The sequence below is a fragment of the Streptomyces sp. NPDC053079 genome (assembly GCF_044546695.1).
Classification (GTDB): domain Bacteria; phylum Actinomycetota; class Actinomycetes; order Streptomycetales; family Streptomycetaceae; genus Streptomyces.
Map to the genome: position 1 here is coordinate 24,205 of NZ_JBITZJ010000003.1, position 19,265 is coordinate 43,469.

At 73.7% G+C, this 19,265-nt stretch carries 1 protein-coding gene (running past one end of the window); it reads left to right on the plus strand.

The features are described 5' to 3' along the window. On the plus strand, positions 1 to 19,265 hold the 5' portion of the coding sequence (locus tag ACIGXW_RS12530) for a type I polyketide synthase (RefSeq protein WP_399572542.1). 1,984 nt of this gene lie beyond the right edge of the window; only the first 19,265 of its 21,249 coding nucleotides appear in the window; the start codon lies at positions 1 to 3; its stop codon lies off the right edge, out of view.

Here is a 19,265-nt window from a genome sequence, read left to right on the forward strand (position 1 = left end):
ATGTCGAATGAAGAGAAGCTTCGTCATTTCCTGAAGGAGATGACGAAGGATCTGCGGCAGACTCGGCAGCGCCTTCAGGACGTGGAGGCGAAGAACCACGAACCGATCGCGATCGTGGGCATGACCTGCCGTTTCCCCGGCGGCATCGCCTCTCCGGAGGCGCTGTGGGACTTCGTGTCCGCGGGCGGCGACGCGGTGGCGGACTTCCCCGGCGACCGTGACTGGGACCTGGACGGCCTCTTCGACCCGGCCGGCCGCTCCGGCACGTCCGTCACCCGGTACGGCGGGTTCCTGCACGACATCGCCGATTTCGACGCCGGGCTGTTCGGGATCTCGCCGCGCGAGGCCATCGCGATGGACCCGCAGCAGCGGCTGCTGCTGGAGACCTCCTGGGAGGTGTTCGAGCGTGCGGGCCTGTCCGCGGAGTCCGTGAAGGGCAGCTCGACGGGCGTGTTCATCGGCACCAACGGCCAGGACTACGCCACGATTCTCAGCGCGGCGCGCGACGAGGTGCAGGGGCACCTCGGCACGGGCAGCGCGGCCAGCGTGATTTCCGGCCGGGTCGCCTACACCTTCGGCCTGGAGGGCCCGACGGCCACCGTGGACACCGCCTGCTCGTCGTCGCTGGTGGCCCTGCACCTGGCGGTGCAGGCCCTGCGGAACGGCGAGTGCTCGCTCGCGCTCGCCGGCGGCGTCACGATCATGACGACCCCCAGCACGTTCATCGAGCTGTCCGCCCAGGGCGGCCTGGCTGCCGACGGCCGTTCCAAGGCGTTCGCGGCGGGCGCGGACGGTACGGGCTGGGGCGAGGGCGTCGGCATGCTCCTCGTGGAGCGGCTGTCCGACGCCCGGCGCAACGGCCACCCGGTCCTGGCCGTGGTGCGGGGCTCCGCCGTCAACCAGGACGGCGCCTCGAACGGCCTGACCGCGCCCCACGGGCCGTCCCAGCGACGGGTGATCCGCGCGGCCCTGGCCAACGCCCGTCTTGCCGCGTCGGACGTCGACGCGGTCGAGGCGCACGGTACGGGTACGAAGCTGGGCGACCCGATCGAGGCGCAGGCGCTGCTGGACACGTACGGCCAGGACCGGGACCGGCCGCTGTGGCTCGCCTCGGTGAAGTCGAACCTCGGTCACACCCAGGCGGCGGCGGGCGTCGCCGGTGTCATCAAGATGGTCATGGCGATGCGGCACGGCGTGCTGCCCCGGACCCTCCACGTCGACGAGCCCACCCCGCACGTGGACTGGTCGGCCGGCGCGGTGCGGGTGCTGACCGAGAACACGGCGTGGCCCGAGGGCGAGCGGCCCCGGCGGGCCGGTGTGTCCGCGTTCGGTGTGAGCGGCACCAATGCCCACGTGATCGTGGAACAGCCGCCGGCCGCGGACGACTCCGAGGCCGGGGCGGAGCCCGGGACGGCACCCGGGGCGGAGCCTGCCCTTCCGGGTGCCGGGGCGCCGGCCGTTCCCTGGGTCCTCTCGGGCCACGGCGAGGACGGGCTGCGGGCCCAGGCCGCACGGCTGGCCGCCGCGGCGGACGAGCTGGACCCCTCCGACGTGGGCTGGACCCTGGCCACGACGCGCTCGGCACTGTCGCACCGTGCGGTCGTGACCGGTTCCGGCCGGGAGAAACTGCTGCGCGGGCTCTCGGCGCTGGCGGCCGGGGAGCCGGCCGCGAACGTGGTCGAGGGGGTGGCGGGGCCCGACGCCGGTGTGGTGTTCGTCTTCCCGGGTCAGGGATCGCAGTGGGCGGGCATGGCCGTCGAGCTGCTGGAGACCTCCCCGGCCTTCGCCCGGCGGTTCGCCGAGTGCGCGGCCGTCCTGGAGCCTTACTACGACTGGTCGGTCGAGGACGTGGTGCGCGGCGTGCCCGGAGCGCCGTCGCTCGACCTCATCGAGGTCGTCCAGCCGGTGCTGTTCACGGTGATGCTGTCGCTCGCGGAGCTGTGGGCCTCCTACGGGGTGAAGCCGTCCGCCGTGGTCGGCCACTCGCAGGGAGAGATCGCGGCGGCCTGTGTAGCGGGGGCGCTGTCGCTGGAGGACGCGGCGAAGATCGTGGTGCTGCGCAGCCGGCTCTTCTCCGAGACGCTGGTGGGCAAGGGCGCCATCGCCTCGGTGGCCCTGCCGGCGGAGCAGGTGGCCGAACGGATCGAGCCGTGGGGCGGGCGCCTGGCCGTGGCCGGCGTCAACGGGCCCGCGGCCACCACGGTGGCCGGCGCCCCGGAGAGCCTCGAGGAGTTCGTCGCCGCGTGCGTGAAGGACGAGGTGCGCGCCCGGGTCGTGCCCGCGACGGTGGCCTCGCACAGCCCTCAGGTCGAGCCGCTGCGGGACCGGCTGCTGGAGCTGCTGGCGGACGTCACCCCGCGCCGGGCCGACGTACCGTTCTACTCCACGGTGACCGGCGGGCTGCTGGACACCGCCGGGCTCGACGCGGAGTACTGGTTCCGCAACGCCCGCATGCCGATCGACTTCGTGGGTGCGCTGCGGTCGATGTTCGCGGACGGCTACCGCGTGTTCGTGGAGTCCAGCTCCCACCCGGCGCTGGCCACGGGTGTCCAGGACACCGCCGAGGCGGCCGGCGAGCAGGTGGTCGTGACCGGTTCGCTGCGGCGCGGCGAAGGCGGCCTCGCGCAGTTCTTCTCGTCGCTCGCACGGCTGCACGTGCACGGCGTACGCGTGGACTGGCTCCCGGCACTCGCCGGCGCGCGCCGGGTGGAGCTGCCGACCTATGCGTTCCAGCGGGAGCGCTACTGGCTGACCCCCGCTCCCGGGCAGGGTGACGCCTCCTCATTGGGGCTGGGCGCGCTCGATCACCCGCTGCTGGGCGCGACGGTGACGCTGCCCGCCTCCGGTGGCTGCGTGCTGACCGGCCGACTGTCGCAGGCGACCCATCGCTGGCTCGGGGACCACGCGCTCTCCGGTGTCGTGCTCCTGCCGGGTACGGGCTTCGTCGAGCTCGCCCTGCAGGCAGGCCTGCGGTTCGGCTGCGACGTGGTGGAGGAACTGACGCTGGAGGGGCCGCTGGTGCTCCCGGAGCGCGGTGCCGTCGAGGTCCAGGTGTCGGTCGGCGACGCCGACGATGCCGGGCGCCGGTCGGTGTCGGTGTACTCCTGCCGGGAAGGCGAGTGGATCCGGCACGCCAGCGGTGCCCTGAGCGCCGCCGCACGCGACGAGCACACCCCGGAGGCCTGGCCGCCGGCCGGCGCCGAGCGCCTCGACGTCGGCGGCCTCTACCCCTCTCTGGCGGAGCGCGGCTACGCCTACGGCCCGGTGTTCCAGGGCCTGCGCGGCGCCTGGCGCCGCGGTGACGAGGTGTTCGCCGAGATCGTCGTGCCGGAGGAGGCACGCGGTGACGCCGCCCGGTGCGCGGTGCACCCGGCCCTGCTCGACGCCGCGCTGCACGGCATACGGTTCGGGGACTTCGTCTCCGACGACCGGCAGGCGTACGTGCCGTTCTCCTGGAGCGGCGTCACGCTGAACGCCGTGGGCGCGACGACCCTGCGGGTCGTGTTGTCCCCGGCCGGCCCCGACACGATCGCGCTCCGGGCGACGGACACCACCGGCGCTCCCGTCCTGTCGGCACGGTCGCTGGCGCTGCGCCCGGTCACCGCCCAGCAGCTGTACGACGCCCGTGGCGGTGCGGTCGACGCGTTGTTCCGTGTGGAGTGGGTGGAGCGTGCCCTCGGCACGCAGGACGGCCCGGCTCTCGCGGAGTTCGCCGCACTGGGACCGGACGAGGCCGTGCCCGACCGGGTACGGGTCGACGGTACGGACCCGGCCGCGGTACTGGACGTCGTCCAGCAGTGGCTGTCCGACGCACGCTTCGCCGACGCGCGACTGGTCGTCGTCACCCACGGCGCGGTAGCGGCCGCGCCCGGCGAGGACGTACCGGACCTGGACGGCGCCGCCGTGTGGGGTCTGGTGCGTTCGGCTCAGACCGAGAACCCGGACCGGTTCGTGCTCGTGGACGTCGACGAGGCCGGTGCGGCGCTGCCCGACATCGCCGCCGCGTCCGCTTCGGGCGAGTCGCAGCTGGCCGTGCGGGCCGGGCGCGTGCTCGTACCCCGTCTGGTGACGACCCGGCGTGGCGCCGACCCCGAGCCGGCCCGGGGTGCGGCGCTGGTGACCGGCGGCACCGGGACCCTCGGCGCACTCGTCGCCCGCCATCTCGTCATCGCCCATGACGTACGCGATCTCGTGCTGGTCAGCCGCCGGGGCGACACCGCCCCGGGAGCGGCCGAACTCGCCACCGGACTCGAAGCGCTGGGCGCCCGGGTACGGGTCGTCGCCTGTGACGTGGCCGACCGCGACGCCATCGCGGAGGTCGTCCGCTCCATCGACGACCTGCGCATGGTCGTCCACACGGCCGGCGTCCTCGACGACGGCGTCGTCACCTCGCTCGACGCCGGGCGACTGCACGGCGTCATGGCACCCAAGGCGGACGCCGCCCGGCACCTCCACGAACTCACCCGCGACCTGGACCTCTCCGCCTTCGTCCTCTTCTCCTCCGCCGCCGGCATCCTCGGCAACGGAGGCCAGGCCGGCTACGCCGCCGCCAACGTCTACCTCGACGCCCTCGCGGCACACCGACGCGCCACCGGCCTCCCCGCCACCTCCATCGCCTGGGGCTTCTGGGAACAGCGCAGCGAACTGACCGAGCGACTCTCCGATGAGGACCTGGCACGCGCCCACGCGCTGCCGATGTCCACCACGCAGGCGCTGGAGCTGTTCGACGCGGCGCTGGCCGCCGACGAGGCGATGGTGCTGGCCGCCCCGCTGAACCCGAGCGCGTGGGCGGGCACCGACCACGTGCCTCCGGTGCTGCGCGACCTGGTCCGTACCCCGATCCGGCGCGCCGCCGACTCCACCGGCACCGCCGACGGCGCCGCCACCACCGCACTCGGCCGGCGACTGGCCGACGTGGACCCCGCCCGACGGGACGAGGTCGTGCTGGAACTGGTCCGCCATCACGTCGCGGCGGTGCTCCGCCACGCGTCGGCGGACACGGTGGACGCGTCGCGGACGTTCCAGGAGGTCGGCTTCGACTCGCTGACCGCCGTGGAACTGCGCAACCGCATCAGTGCGGCCACGGGCGTACGGCTGCCGGCCACCGCCGTCTTCGACTACCCCACGCCGCGCGTCCTGGCCGGGCACCTGCTCGCCGAGGTGCTCGGCTCGGACGAGGGGGCGGCCGCGCCCGTGCCGGGCGTGCTCGTCGCCGACGATCCCATCGTGATCGTCGGCATGAGCTGCCGCTATCCGGGCGGGATCGCCTCGCCGGAGCAACTGTGGGACCTGGTGCGGTCCGGTGGTGACGCGATCGGCGGCCTGCCGGGCGACCGCGGCTGGGACCTGAGCGGCCTCTACGACCCCGACCCCGACACCCCCGGCACGTCGTACGCGCGCGACGGCGGGTTCCTGCACGACGCGACCGAGTTCGACGCCGGGCTCTTCGGGATCTCGCCGCGTGAGGCGACCGCCATGGATCCGCAGCAGCGGCTGCTGCTGGAGGCGTCCTGGGAGGCGTTCGAGCGCGCTGGCATCCCGGTCGGCTCGGTCAAGGGTGAGCGGATCGGTGTGTTCACCGGAGTGATGCACCACGACTACCTCACCCGTCTGTCGACCCCGCCGGAGGGTGTCGAGGGCTACCTGGGCACGGGTGCCGCGGCGAGCGTGGCGTCGGGCCGCGTGGCGTACACGTTCGGCCTCGAGGGCCCGGCGGTCACCGTGGACACCGCGTGTTCGTCGTCGCTCGTCGCCCTGCACCTGGCCGTGCAGGCGCTGCGTCTCGGGGAGTGCTCGCTGGCGCTGGCCGGCGGCGTGACCGTGATGTCCACCCCCACGGTCTTCGTGGAGTTCTCGCGTCAGCGTGGGCTGTCCCGGGACGGCCGCTGCAAGGCGTTCGCCGGGGCGGCCGACGGCACCGGCTTCGCCGAGGGCATCGGCATGCTGCTGGTCGAGCGGCTGTCGGACGCGCGACGCAACGGGCACCGGATCCTCGCGGTGGTGCGGGGTTCGGCGGTGAACCAGGACGGCGCGTCGAACGGTCTGACGGCCCCGAACGGTCCCTCGCAGCAGCGGGTCATCCGCGCCGCGTTGGCGACCGCGGGCCTGTCGCCGCAGGACGTGGACGCGGTGGAGGCGCACGGTACGGGTACGACGCTGGGCGACCCCATCGAGGCGCAGGCGCTGCTGGCCACGTACGGCCAGGACCGGGACCGGCCTCTGCTGCTGGGCTCGGTGAAGTCGAACATCGGGCACGCGCAGGCGGCGTCCGGCGTCGCCGGCGTCATCAAGATGGTCATGGCGATGCAGCACGGAGTGCTGCCCCGGACCCTGCACGTCGACGAGCCCACCCCGCACGTCGACTGGACGACCGGCTCCGTGGAGTTGCTCACCGAGCAGGCGGAGTGGCCCGAGACGGGTGCGCCCCGGCGCGCGGGCGTGTCGTCGTTCGGCGTGAGCGGCACCAACGCCCACGTCATCCTCGAACAGGCACCGGTTTCCGAGCTGCCTGCGGAGGAGAACGAAGCCGCCGCGCCCGGCCCTGTTATCCCGTTGATCGTCTCCGGCCGGGACCGGCGCGCCCTGCGGGCTCAGGCCGAGCGGCTGCGCACCTGGGTGGCGGACGCCCCCGAGCAGCGGCGCGTGGCGGACGTGGCCTTCTCCCTCCTCGCCGGCAGGACGGCGCTCGAGCACCGCGCGGTCGTGCTCGGCGGGGAGCGTGCCGAACTGCTGGCGGGACTGGCGGCGCTGGCGCAGGACGAGCCGGCGTCGGGCGTGGTCGCCGCGGCGGCGGTGCCCGGCCGCAAGGTGACCTTCGTGTTTCCCGGTCAGGGTTCGCAGTGGACCGGGATGGCCACGGAACTCATCGAGTCCTCGCCTGTGTTCGCCGAGCGGATGCGGGAGTGCGCCGAGGCGCTGAGCCCGTTCGTGGACTGGTCGCTGTTCGACGTGCTGTCGGACGAAGAGGCGCTGCGCCGCGTCGATGTGGTGCAGCCGGTGCTGTGGGCCGTCATGGTCTCCCTCGCCGAGCTGTGGCGCTCGTACGGCGTCACCCCCGCCGCTGTCGTGGGCCATTCCCAAGGTGAGATCGCGGCCGCATGCGTCGCCGGTGGCCTGTCCCTGGAGGACGGCGCCCGGGTCGTCGCCCTGCGCAGCAAGGCGCTGCTGGCGCTGTCCGGCCGGGGCGGCATGCTGTCGGTCCCCCTGCCGGCGGATCGACTGCGGGGCCGGGACGGACTGTCCATCGCCGCCGTCAACGGGCCCGCCTCGACCGTCGTCTCCGGCGACAACGACGTCCTGGACGCACTGCTCGCGGAGTTCCCGCAGGCCAAGCGCATCCCCGTCGACTACGCCTCCCACTCCCCCCATGTCGGACGCATCGAGGACGAGCTCGCCGAAGCGCTGGCACCGATCACACCGCGCACGGGCGACGTCCCGTTCTACTCGACCGTCACCGGCGAGCTCACCGACACGGCAGAGCTGGACGCGGCCTACTGGTACCGCAACGGCCGCCACACCGTCGAGTTCCAGGGCGTCATCGAGAAGCTGCTCGGCCTCGGCCACACCCTCTTCATCGAGGCGAGCTCGCACCCCGTGCTGACCGCGGGCGTGCGGGAGACCGTCGAGGCGGCGGGCCGTGAGGGCGTGGTGCTCGGTTCGCTGCGCCGGGACGACGGTGGCCTGAGGCGCATGCTGACGTCGCTGGCCGAGGCGTACGTGCACGGTGCCGACGTCGACTGGCGGCCGCTGCTCGAGGGCGCGCGCCGGGTGGACCTGCCGACGTACGCGTTCCAGCGGGAGCGCTACTGGCTGGATTCCGTCGACGCCCGGCCCGCCGCCAGTGCGCTGGACGCCGAGTTCTGGGCCGCGGTCGAGCGCGAGGACCTGGAGTCGCTCGCGGCGACCCTGCGCGTCGCCGGGGAGCCCCTGGGCGAGGTGCTGCCCGCGCTGTCCCAGTGGCGGCGCGAGCGCCGTGACGTCTCCACCATGGACTCATGGCGGTACAAGATCCACTGGAAGCCGCTCGCGGCCGGTGCCACCTCCCTGACCGGCACCTGGCTGGTCCTGGTGACCGACGGTCAGCCCGACGAGGAGTGGGTCGCCGGGGTCACCGGCGCCCTGACCCGCCAGGGCGCCGAGCCGCACACGGTCGTGCTGGACGAGTCCGACCTGGACCGCGCCGCCCTCGCCGGGCGGCTGAGGGGCCTGTTGGCGGAACACCCGCGCATCAACGGCGTCGTGTCGCTGGTGGCGATGGACGAGCGCGCCCACCCCGCGTACCCGGCCGTGCCCCGCGGATACGCGATGACGCTGCTGCTGGCGCAGGCTCTCGGCGACGCCGGGATGGAGGCGCCGATGTGGTGTCTGACCCGGGGGGCCGTATCGCTGGGCGAGGGCGACGTGGCCACCAGCCGCAAGCAGGCGCTCGCCTGGGGCCTCGGCCGGGTGGTCGCCCTCGAGCAGCCCCTGCGCTGGGGCGGGCTGGTCGACCTGCCGGAGAGCGTGACCGAGCGGGCGCAGGCCCTTTTGGCGGGCGTGCTGGCCGGTGCCTCGGACGAGGACCAGGTCGCCGTGCGCGCGGCCGGCCTGTTCGGACGCCGGCTGGCGCACGCCCCGACGCGTGAGCCGGGCGTGACGACCTGGCGCCCGGCCGGGACGGTGCTGGTCACCGGCGGCACCGGCGCGCTGGGTGGGCACGTCGCCCGTTGGCTGGCGGGCCAGGGCGCGGATCACGTGGTGCTGACCAGCCGCCGGGGCATGGCCGCGCCCGGCGCCGGCCGGCTGGTGGAGGAGCTGGAGGCGCTCGGTGCGCGGGTGACGGTCGCCGCGTGCGACGTCGGCGACCGGGACGCCCTGGCGGCGCTGCTGGCCGACGTGGGGCCGCTGACCGCGGTGGTGCACACCGCGGCCGTGCTCGACGACGGCACGATCGGCTCGCTGACCACGGACCAGCTGCAACGGGTCCTGAGTGTCAAGATCGACGGTGCGGTGAACCTGCACGAGCTGACCCGCGACATGGACCTCTCCGCGTTCGTGCTGTTCTCGTCGCTGTCCGGCACGCTGGGCGCCCCGGGACAGGGCAACTACGCACCCGGTCACGTCTTCGTGGACACCCTGGCCGAGCAGCGCCGGGCCGAGGGCCTGCCGGCGACGTCCGTGGCCTGGGGCCTGTGGGCCGGTGCCGGAATGGGCGAAGGCGGCGTCGGCGACGTCGCCCGGCGACACGGAGTCCCGGAGATGGCCCCGGAGATGGCCGCCGCGGCCATGGGGCGCGCGGTCGAGCAGGGCGACACCGTCGTCACGGTCGCCGAGATCGACTGGGACCGCCATTACGTCGCGTTCACCGCGACCCGGCCGAGCCCGCTGATGCGCGACGTACCCGAGGTGCGCGCGCTGATCGAAGGCGGGGTCGGCGCGGAGAACGCCGGGGCCGCGCCGGAGCGTTCGGGCTTCGCCGAGCGGCTCGCCGGGATGAACGACGCCGAGCGCGACCGTGCGCTTCTGGACCTGGTCCGCCGCCACGTCGCGGTCGTCCTGGGCCACAGCGGCCCGGACGCGGTCGAGATCGGCCGGGCGTTCCACGAGACGGGATTCGACTCCGTCACCGCCGTCGAGCTGCGCAACCGGCTCAACGGCGCCACCGGGCTCCGCCTGCCCGCCACGGTGACCTTCGACCACCCCTCGCCGCTCGCCCTGGTCGCGTACCTGCGCGGTGAACTGTTCGACGACTTGCCGGGCCGGGCGGAGCCGGTCCGGGCGACCGTCGCAGCGGCGGACGAGCCGATCGCCATCGTCGGCATGAGCTGCCGGTTCCCGGGGGACGTCGGCTCTCCCGAGGACCTGTGGAGGCTGCTCGACAGCGGGTCCGACGCGCTCGGCGACCTCCCCGTCGACCGCGGCTGGGACACCGCGAACCTGTACCACCCGGACCCCGATCACCGCGGTACCTCGTACACCCGGACGGCCGCCTTCGTGTACGGCGCCGGCCGGTTCGACGCCGGGTTCTTCGGGATCTCGCCGCGCGACGCCGTCGCGATGGACCCGCAGCAGCGGCTGCTGCTGGAGGCGTCCTGGGAGGCGTTCGAGCGGGCCGGCATCGCCCCCGAGTCGCTCAAGGGCAGCGCGACCGGCGTGTTCACCGGTACGAACGGCCAGGACTACGCGTCCCTGCTGAAGGCCGATGAGACCGGTGACTTCGAGGGCCGCGCGGCCACCGGCAACTCGGCCGCGGTGATGTCCGGCCGCATCGCCTACGCGCTGGGGCTGGAGGGCCCGGCGCTGACGGTGGACACGGCGTGCTCGTCGTCGCTCGTGGCCCTGCACCTGGCGGTGCAGGCGCTGCGGTCGGGCGAGTGCACGCTGGCCCTGGCCGGCGGCGTGAGCGTGATGACGACCGCGGAGATCTTCGTGGAGTTCTCCCGCCAGCGTGCGCTGGCCGCCGACGGGCGCTGCAAGGCGTTCGCCGCGGCCGCGGACGGTACGGGCTGGGGCGAGGGCGTCGGCATGCTCCTCGTGGAGCGGCTGTCGGACGCCGAGCGCAACGGGCACCAGATCCTGGCCGTGGTCCGTGGGACCGCGGTGAACCAGGACGGCGCCTCGAACGGTCTGACGGCCCCCAACGGTCCCGCGCAGCAGCGGGTCATCCGCCAGGCGCTGGCGAACGCCGGTCTGTCGACGGCCGACGTCGACGCGGTGGAGGCGCACGGTACGGGCACGAAGCTGGGCGACCCGATCGAGGCCCAGGCGCTGCTGGCCACGTACGGCCAGGACCGCGACGCCGACCAGCCGCTGCTGCTGGGCTCGGTGAAGTCGAACATCGGGCACACGCAGGCCGCTGCGGGTGTGGCCGGTGTCATCAAGATGGTCATGGCGATGCGGCACGGCGTGCTGCCCCGGACCCTCCACGTCGACGAGCCCACCCCGCACGTCGACTGGACGACCGGCTCCGTCGAGCTGCTCACCGAGCGGACGGACTGGCCGCGGATCGACAGGCCGCGACGTGCCGGCGTCTCCGCGTTCGGCGTGAGCGGCACCAACGCCCACGTCGTCCTGGAGCAGGCGCCCGAGGCGCCGGCCGGGACCGCGGTGGAGCGCGCCGAGCTGCCGGCGGTTCCGTGGGTGCTGTCCGGCGCCGGCGAGGACGCGCTGCGTGCCCAGGCCGAGCGGCTGCGGTCCTTCGTGGCCGCGGATGCGGAGCTGCTTCCGGAGGATGTGGCGTGGTCGTTGACGTCGACGCGGGCGATGCTCTCGCACCGCGCGGTGGTCGTGGGCGCGGGTCGCGAGGACCTGTTGCGTGGACTGGACGCGGTGGCGGGCGGTGCGCCGGCCCCGGGTGTGGTGACCGGTGCGGCGGGCTCGCCGTCCGGTGCGGTGTTCGTGTTCCCCGGTCAGGGTTCGCAGTGGACCGGCATGGCGCTGGAGCTGATCGAGTCCTCGCCGGTGTTCGCGGAACGGATGCGGGAGTGCGCCCAGGCGCTCAGCGCCTTTGTCGACCGGTCGCTGTTCGACGTCCTGTCGGATGAAGAGGCGCTGCGCCGCGTGGACGTGGTGCAGCCGGTGCTGTGGGCCGTCATGGTCTCGCTCGCCGAGCTCTGGCGCTCCTACGGCGTCACACCGGCAGCGGTCGTCGGCCACAGCCAGGGCGAGATCGCGGCCGCATGCGTCGCGGGCGGCCTGTCCCTGGAGGACGGCGCCCGGATCGTCGCCCTGCGCAGCAAGGCCCTGCTCGCACTGTCGGGTCAGGGCGGCATGGTCTCCGTACCCCTCCCCGCGGACCAGCTGCGTGGTCGTGACGGACTGTCGATCGCCGCCGTCAACGGACCGGCCTCGACGGTCGTCTCGGGCGACAACGACGTGCTGGACGCGATCCTGACGGAGTTCCCGCAGGCCAAGCGCATCCCCGTCGACTACGCCTCCCACTCCGCCCACGTCGAGCAGCTCGAGGACGAACTCGCGGAAACACTGGCGCCGATCACACCCCGCACGGGAGACATTCCGTTCTACTCGACCGTGACGGGCGCGCTCACGGACACGGCCGAACTCGACGCGGCCTACTGGTACCGCAACCTCCGCCACACCGTCGAGTTCCAGAACACCATCGAGAACCTGCTCGCCCTCGGCCACACCGTCTTCGTGGAAGCGAGCCCCCACCCCGTCCTGACCGTGGGCGTACAGGACACCGCCGACGCCAAGGACATCACCGTCGTGGCCACCGGGTCCCTCCGTCGCGACCAGGGCGGACTCGCCCAGTTCCTCACCGGGCTCGGGCTGCTGCACGTCGAGGGCGTCCCAGTGGACTGGGAGCCCGTGTTCGCGGGTGCCGGTGCCCGGCGGGTCGACCTTCCGACGTACGCCTTCCAGCACGAGTGGTTCTGGCTGGACCCGGTCCGTGGCGGCGGTGACGTGGCAGGCGCCGGGCTGACCGGGCTCGCCCATCCGCTGCTGAGCGGGGTGCTGTCGCTGCCGGACGCCGACGGCTGTGTACTGACCGGTTCGTTGTCGACCGCGACCCACCCCTGGCTGCGTGATCACGCCGTACTCGGCGAGGTCCTGCTGCCGGGCACCGGGTTCGTGGAGCTGGCTCTGCAAGCCGGTCTCCAGCTCGGTCTGCGGCACCTGGACGAGCTGACCCTGCAGGCGCCGCTGGTGCTGCCCGAGCACGGCGACACTCAGATACAGGTCTCGGTCGGCGGACCGGACGAAGCCGGGCGGCGGCCGGTCACGGTGTACTCCCGGCGGGGCCGGGACGCGGAGTGGGTGCGGCATGCCACCGGCAGCCTGAGTGACGACACCGGGGCGGCCGTCGACCGCCTGGACGTGTGGCCTCCTGCGGGGGCCACGCCGGTGGACCTCACCGATGTCTACGCGTCCATGGACGCGCGCGGTTACGCCTACGGACCCGTCTTCCAGGGGCTCCGTGCCGCCTGGCGCCGCGGGGACGAGGTGTTCGCCGAGGTCGCGCTGCCCGGTGCGGCCGAGAGCGACGCGGACCGGTGCGGTCTGCATCCGGCGCTGCTGGACGCGGCGTTGCAGGGTGCCGGACTCGGGACGTTCGTATCCGAGCCGGAACAGCCCCACCTTCCCTTCGCCTGGTCCGGGCTCACCCTCCACGCGGTGGGTGCGCGGGCCCTGCGGGTGGCCCTGTCGCCCGCGGGTCCGGACGCGATGGCCGTCCGGGTGGCGGATGCCACGGGCGCGCCAGTGCTGTCGGCGGAGTCCCTGGTCCTACGGCCTATGGCCGCGGACCGGCTCGACCGTGCACGCGCCGAGGCGCTGTTCCGGGTGGACTGGACCGAACTCGCCCTGCCCTCGTCGGACGGGGCGGCGCTCGTCACCGTCTCCTCCGCCGCTGAGCTGGCAGAGCTGACAGAGCTGCCCGCGGTGGTGGTGCTCGAGCCCGCCGCTGACGTGGACGAGAGCCCGGACGGGGTTCACGCGCTGGTCAGCCGGGTGCTGGGGGCGGTTCAGGTATGGCTGGCGGAAGACCGGTTCGCCGATTCACGGCTCGTGGTGGTGACGCGCGGCGCGGTGGCGACGGCGGCCGGCGAGAGCCCGGAGAACCTGGCGGCCGCGGCCGTGTGGGGTCTCGTGCGTACCGCGCAGACGGAGAACCCCGGTCGTTTCGTCCTGGCCGACTTGCCGGACGAGGACCTGTCCCCGCTCCCGGCCGTTCTGCGCACCGACGAGCCGCAGGTGGCAATGCGCGGCGGCGTCGCGCTCGTCCCCAGGCTGACGCATGTCGGCAAGGGTGAAACAGCCTTCGCAGATGCGGCAGATGCGGCAGAAAGCGGCTGGCGACTGGCGGCCACCGGCGGGGACACCCTCGAGGGTCTGGCCCGCGTGGCCTGCCCCGAGGTGTCAGGGCCGCTGGACAGCGGCCAGGTCCGGGTGGCGGTGCACGCCGCCGGGGTGAACTTCCGTGACGTGCTCCTGGCCTTGGGGATGTACCCGGACAAGGCCGGCCTGCTGGGCAGCGAGGGCGCCGGAGTCGTCCTGGAGGTCGGCCCCGGGGTGGAAGACGTCGCTCCGGGCGACCGGGTGATGGGCCTGTTCTCCGGCTCCTTCGGGCCGGTGGCAGTCACCGACCACCGGCTGGTGGCACCGGTGCCGGCCGGGTGGTCGTTCGCGCAGGCGGCCGCGACTCCGGTCGCGTTCCTCACGGCGATGTACGGGCTGATCGACCTGGCCGGGGTACGACGCGGCGAGTCGGTGCTCGTCCACGCGGCGGCCGGCGGCGTCGGCATGGCCGCGGTGCAGGTGGCGCACTGGCTCGGTGCGGAGGTGTTCGCCACCGCGAGCCCGGCGAAGTGGGACGCGGTGCGCGGGCTCGGGGTCGCGGAGGAGCGGATCGCCTCCTCCCGGTCCACGGGCTTCGCGGACCGGTTCCGCGCGGTGACGCCCGACGGTGTGGACGTGGTGCTGAACTCGCTGACCGGCGAGCTCCTCGACGCCTCCCTCGGGCTGCTCCGCCCGGCCGGGCGAATGATCGAGATGGGCAAGACCGACGTCCGTGACGCGGACGAGGTACTGGCCGGCCACGCCGTGGCGTACCGGGCCTTCGAACTGCTCGAAGCGGGCCCGGACCGGCTCGGCCGGCTCCTCTCCGAGATGGTCGCGCTGTTCGAGCAGGGGGTGTTCACCCCGCTGCCGCTGAGGGTCTGGGACGTCGCCCGGGCCGGCGAGGCGTTCCGCTTCCTGTCGCAGGCGCGCCACGTCGGCAAACTGGCCCTCACCATTCCGCAGCCGGTGTGCGACGGAGCCGTACTGATCACCGGTGGGACGGGAACGCTGGGCGGTCTGGTCGCCCGGCACCTGGTGCGCGAGCACGGGGTGCGCGAGCTGGTACTGGCGAGCCGTTCCGGCGGTGCCGCCCCCGCGGCGGCCGGGCTGGTCGCCGAGCTCGAAGCGGCCGGCGCGCGGGTCCGGGTGGTCGCGTGCGACCTCGCGGACCGGGACGCGGCCGCCGGGCTGGTGGCGTCGATAGCGGACCTGCGGATGGTGGTCCACACCGCGGGCGTGCTCGACGACGCCGTGATCGGCTCCCTGACCCCGGACCGGGTCCGGACGGTGCTGCGCCCGAAGGTGGACGCGGCATGGCATCTGCACGAGCTGACCCGGGACCTGGATCTCGCCGGATTCGTGCTGTTCTCCTCGGCGGCCGGAGTGCTGGGCGGCCCCGGGCAGGGCAACTACGCGGCCGCCAACACGTTCCTCGACGCGCTGGCCGCGCGCCGCAGGGCGCAGGGCCTGCCCGCGGTCTCCCTCGCGTGGGGCTTCTGGGACCAGCGCAGTGAGCTGACCGAACACGTCGAGCCGGCCCGGCTCGCACGGGCCGGGGTCCGGCCGCTGTCCACCGAGGACGCGCTCGGGCTCTTCGACGCCACGCTGACCACAGGCGACGCATTGCTGGTCCCGGTGCGCCTCGATGCGGCCCCGCTCAGCGCGGGCACCGTGCCCCCGCTGCTGCGCGGCGTCGTCGGTGCCCCGGTCGCCGGTGCCGTCCCTCTCTCCCGTGCCGCGTCCGGCACCGGCGCCCACGACGGTGGCCTCGCGGGCCCGGGCTTCACGGGCCTGGCGGCCGCCGAGCGGCACGCCGCGCTCGTCGACCTGGTCCGTACCCAGGCCGCGGCCGTGCTCGGACACAGCGGCGCGGAGTCGGTGACCGCGGACAGGCCGTTCAAGGAGCTGGGCTTCGACTCGCTGTCCGCGGTGGAACTGCGCAACAGGCTGCGCACCGCGACCGGCCGACGCCTCCAGGCCACGGTGATCTTCGATCACCCGACGCCGGACGCGCTCGCCGCGTTCCTCGAGCAGGAGCTGTTCGGCGCCGTGGTGGTGACGGAGGACGTGCCGTCGGCCGTGGCAGCGCTCCCGGCCGACGACCCGATCGTCGTCGTGGGCATGAGCTGCCGCCTGCCGGGCGGCGTGGACTCGCCCGAGGCCCTGTGGCAGTTGCTGGTCACCGAGGGGGACGCCCTGTCCGGCCTTCCCACCGACCGCGGCTGGGACCTCGCGGCGCTCTACGACCAGGATCCCGGCCGCTCCGGCACCACCTACGCGCGGGCCGGCGGGTTCCTGCAGGGCGCAGCGGACTTCGACGCCGGGTTCTTCAAGATCTCGCCCCGTGAGGCGCTGGCCGCCGACCCGCAGCAGCGTCTGTGGCTGGAGGCGTCCTGGGAGGCGTTCGAACGGGCCGGCATCGATCCGCACACGCTGAAGGGCACCCGCACCGGTGTCTTCGCGGGCGCCGCTTCGACCACGTACGGAGCGGACCAGCCCTCGACCCCGGAGGGCTCCGAGGGGTACCTGCTCACCGGGAACTCGACGTCGGTGATCTCCGGCCGCGTCGCCTACGCGCTGGGGCTCGAGGGCCCCGCGGTCACCGTGGACACCGCCTGCTCCTCCTCGCTGGTCAGCGTGCACTGGGCCTGCGAATCCCTCCGCCGGGGCGAGAGCACGCTGGCGCTGGCCGGTGGCGTGGCGGTCATGCCGACGCCGGACCTGCTGGTCGAGTTCTCCCGCCAGCGCGGCCTGGCGGCCGACGGCCGCTGCAAGGCGTTCGCCGCGGCGGCCGACGGCACCGGATTCGCCGAAGGCGTCGGCGTGCTGGTCCTGGAGCGGCTCTCGGACGCCGAGCGCAACGGGCACCGGGTCCTGGCTGTCGTACGCGGCTCCGCCGTCAACCAGGACGGCGCCTCGAACGGCCTGACGGCCCCCAACGGGCCCTCTCAGCAGCGGGTCATCCAGCAGGCGCTGGCGAACGCCGGTCTGTCGACCGCGGACGTCGACGCCGTGGAGGCGCACGGCACGGGCACGACCCTGGGCGACCCCATCGAGGCCCAGGCACTGGTCGCGACGTACGGCCAGGGGCGCGAGGCCGACCGGCCGCTGCTCCTCGGCTCGGTCAAGTCCAACATCGGGCACACGCAGGCCGCCGCCGGTGCGGCCGGCCTCATCAAGATGGTCCTGGCCCTGCGACACGGCGTCCTGCCGCGCACGCTGCACGTCGACGAGCCCACCCCGCACGTCGACTGGACGGCCGGTGCCGTGGAACTGCTCACCGAGCAGACGCCGTGGCCTGCCGCCGGGCGCCCCCGCCGGGCCGGTGTGTCCGCCTTCGGCGTGAGCGGCACGAACGCCCACGTGATCCTCGAAGAGGCACCGGCGGTGGCGACCGGGCCGGAGGCCGACCGCGTCGCCCCGGCCGCCGTGCCGTGGGTGCTGTCGGGTGTCGGTCAGGACGGCCTGCGGGCACAGATCGAACGCCTCAAGTCGTTCGTGGAGAGCAGCCCGGAGCTGGACCCGGTGGACGTCGGCTGGTCGCTGACCTCGACGCGGGCGATGCTCTCGCACCGCGCGGTGGTCGTGGGCACGGACCGGGACGAACTCCTGCGCGGCCTCGACATGCTGGAGAGCGGCGGCGCCGCCGAATCCGGTCGCAAGACCGTGTTCGTCTTCCCCGGTCAGGGGTCGCAGTGGACCGGCATGGCGCTGGAACTCATCGACTCCTCGCCGGTGTTCGCCGAGCGGATGCGGGAGTGCGCTGCTGCGCTGAGCGCGTTCGTCGACTGGTCACTGTTCGACGTCCTCGCCGATGAAGAGGCTCTGCGCCGCGTCGACGTGGTGCAGCCGGTGCTGTGGGCCGTCATGGTCTCCCTCGCCGAGCTCTGGCGCTCCTACGGCGTCACCCCCGCCGCGGTCGTCGGCCACAGCCAGGGCGAAATCGCAGCGGCATGCGTCGCGGGCGGGCTCTCACTGGAGGACGGCGCCCGCATCGTCGCCCTCCGCAGCAAGGCCCTGCTCTCACTGTCGGGTCAGGGCGGCATGGTCTCCGTACCCCTGCCCGCCGACCAGCTCCGCGGCCGGGACGGACTGTCCATCGCCGCCGTCAACGGACCGGCCTCGACGGTCGTCTCGGGCGACAACGACGTGCTGGGCGCAATCCTGGCCGAGTTCCCGCAGGCCAAGCGCATCCCCGTCGACTACGCCTCCCACTCCGCTCACGTCGAACAGCTCGAGGACGAACTCGCGGAAGCACTGGCTCCGATCGAGCCCCGCACGGGCGATGTCCCCTTCTACTCGACCGTCACCGGCGAACTCACCGACACAGCAGAGCTGAACGCGGCCTACTGGTACCGCAACCTCCGCCACACCGTCGAATTCCAGAACACCATCGACAACCTCCTCACCCTCAACCACACCGTCTTCATCGAAACCAGCCCCCACCCCGTCCTCACCGTCGGCATCCACGACACCGCCGACGCCATCGGTGTCCAGGCCGTCGTGACCGGCTCCCTCCGGCGCGACGAAGGCGACGCCCGGCGGTTCCTGAGGTCGCTGGCAGAGGTCTCGGTCGCGGGGGCCGAAGTGAACTGGCGGTCCGTGTTCGAGGGCACGGGCGCCCGGCAGGTGGAGCTGCCGACCTACGCCTTCCGGCACGAGCGCTACTGGCTGGCCCAGGGGCGCGGTACGGGTGACGCGTCCGGGCTGGGCCTGGGCGGTGTCGACCACCCGCTGCTGGGTGCGGTGGTGCCGCTGCCCGACTCGGACGGCTGTGTGCTGACCGGTGCGCTGTCGCTGGCCGGGCAGCCGTGGCTGGCCGACCACACGGTGCTGGGTGTTGTGCTGCTTCCGGGAGCCGCCTTCGTGGAGCTCGCGCTGCAAGCGGGAGCCCGGTTCGGCTGCGATGTGCTGGACGAGCTGACTCTGCACGAGCCGCTGGTGCTGCCGGAGCACGAGACCGTTCAGCTCCAGGTGTCGGTCGGCGGTGCGGACGAGCTCGGTCACCGGGCGCTCACGGTGTTCTCCCGGCGCGACGGCGACTGGGTCCGTCATGCCACCGGCGTGCTGGGCACGGGTGGTCCGGCGGGGGCATCGGAGGCGTCGGAGGATCTCCGGGTCTGGCCCCCGGCGGGCGCCGAGCAGCTCGGTGTCGGCGAGGTGTACGAGGGGATGGCCGACCGGGGATACCGCTACGGCCCGTCCTTCCAGGGTCTGCGCGCGGCCTGGGTCCGTGGGGACGACGTGTTCCTGGAAGTGGCGTTGCCCGAAGGGGCGTGGAGCGATGCCGCACGGTGCGGGATTCATCCGGCGCTGCTGGACGCGGCGCTGCACGGTCTCGCGCTGGGGGCGTTCGTCACCGAACCGGACCAGGGCTATCTGCCCTTCGCCTGGAACGGGGTGAGCCTGCACGCCGTGGGCGCCTCGACGGTACGTGTCGCGCTGCGGTCCGCCGGTACGGATGCCGTGACGGTGCAGGTCGCCGA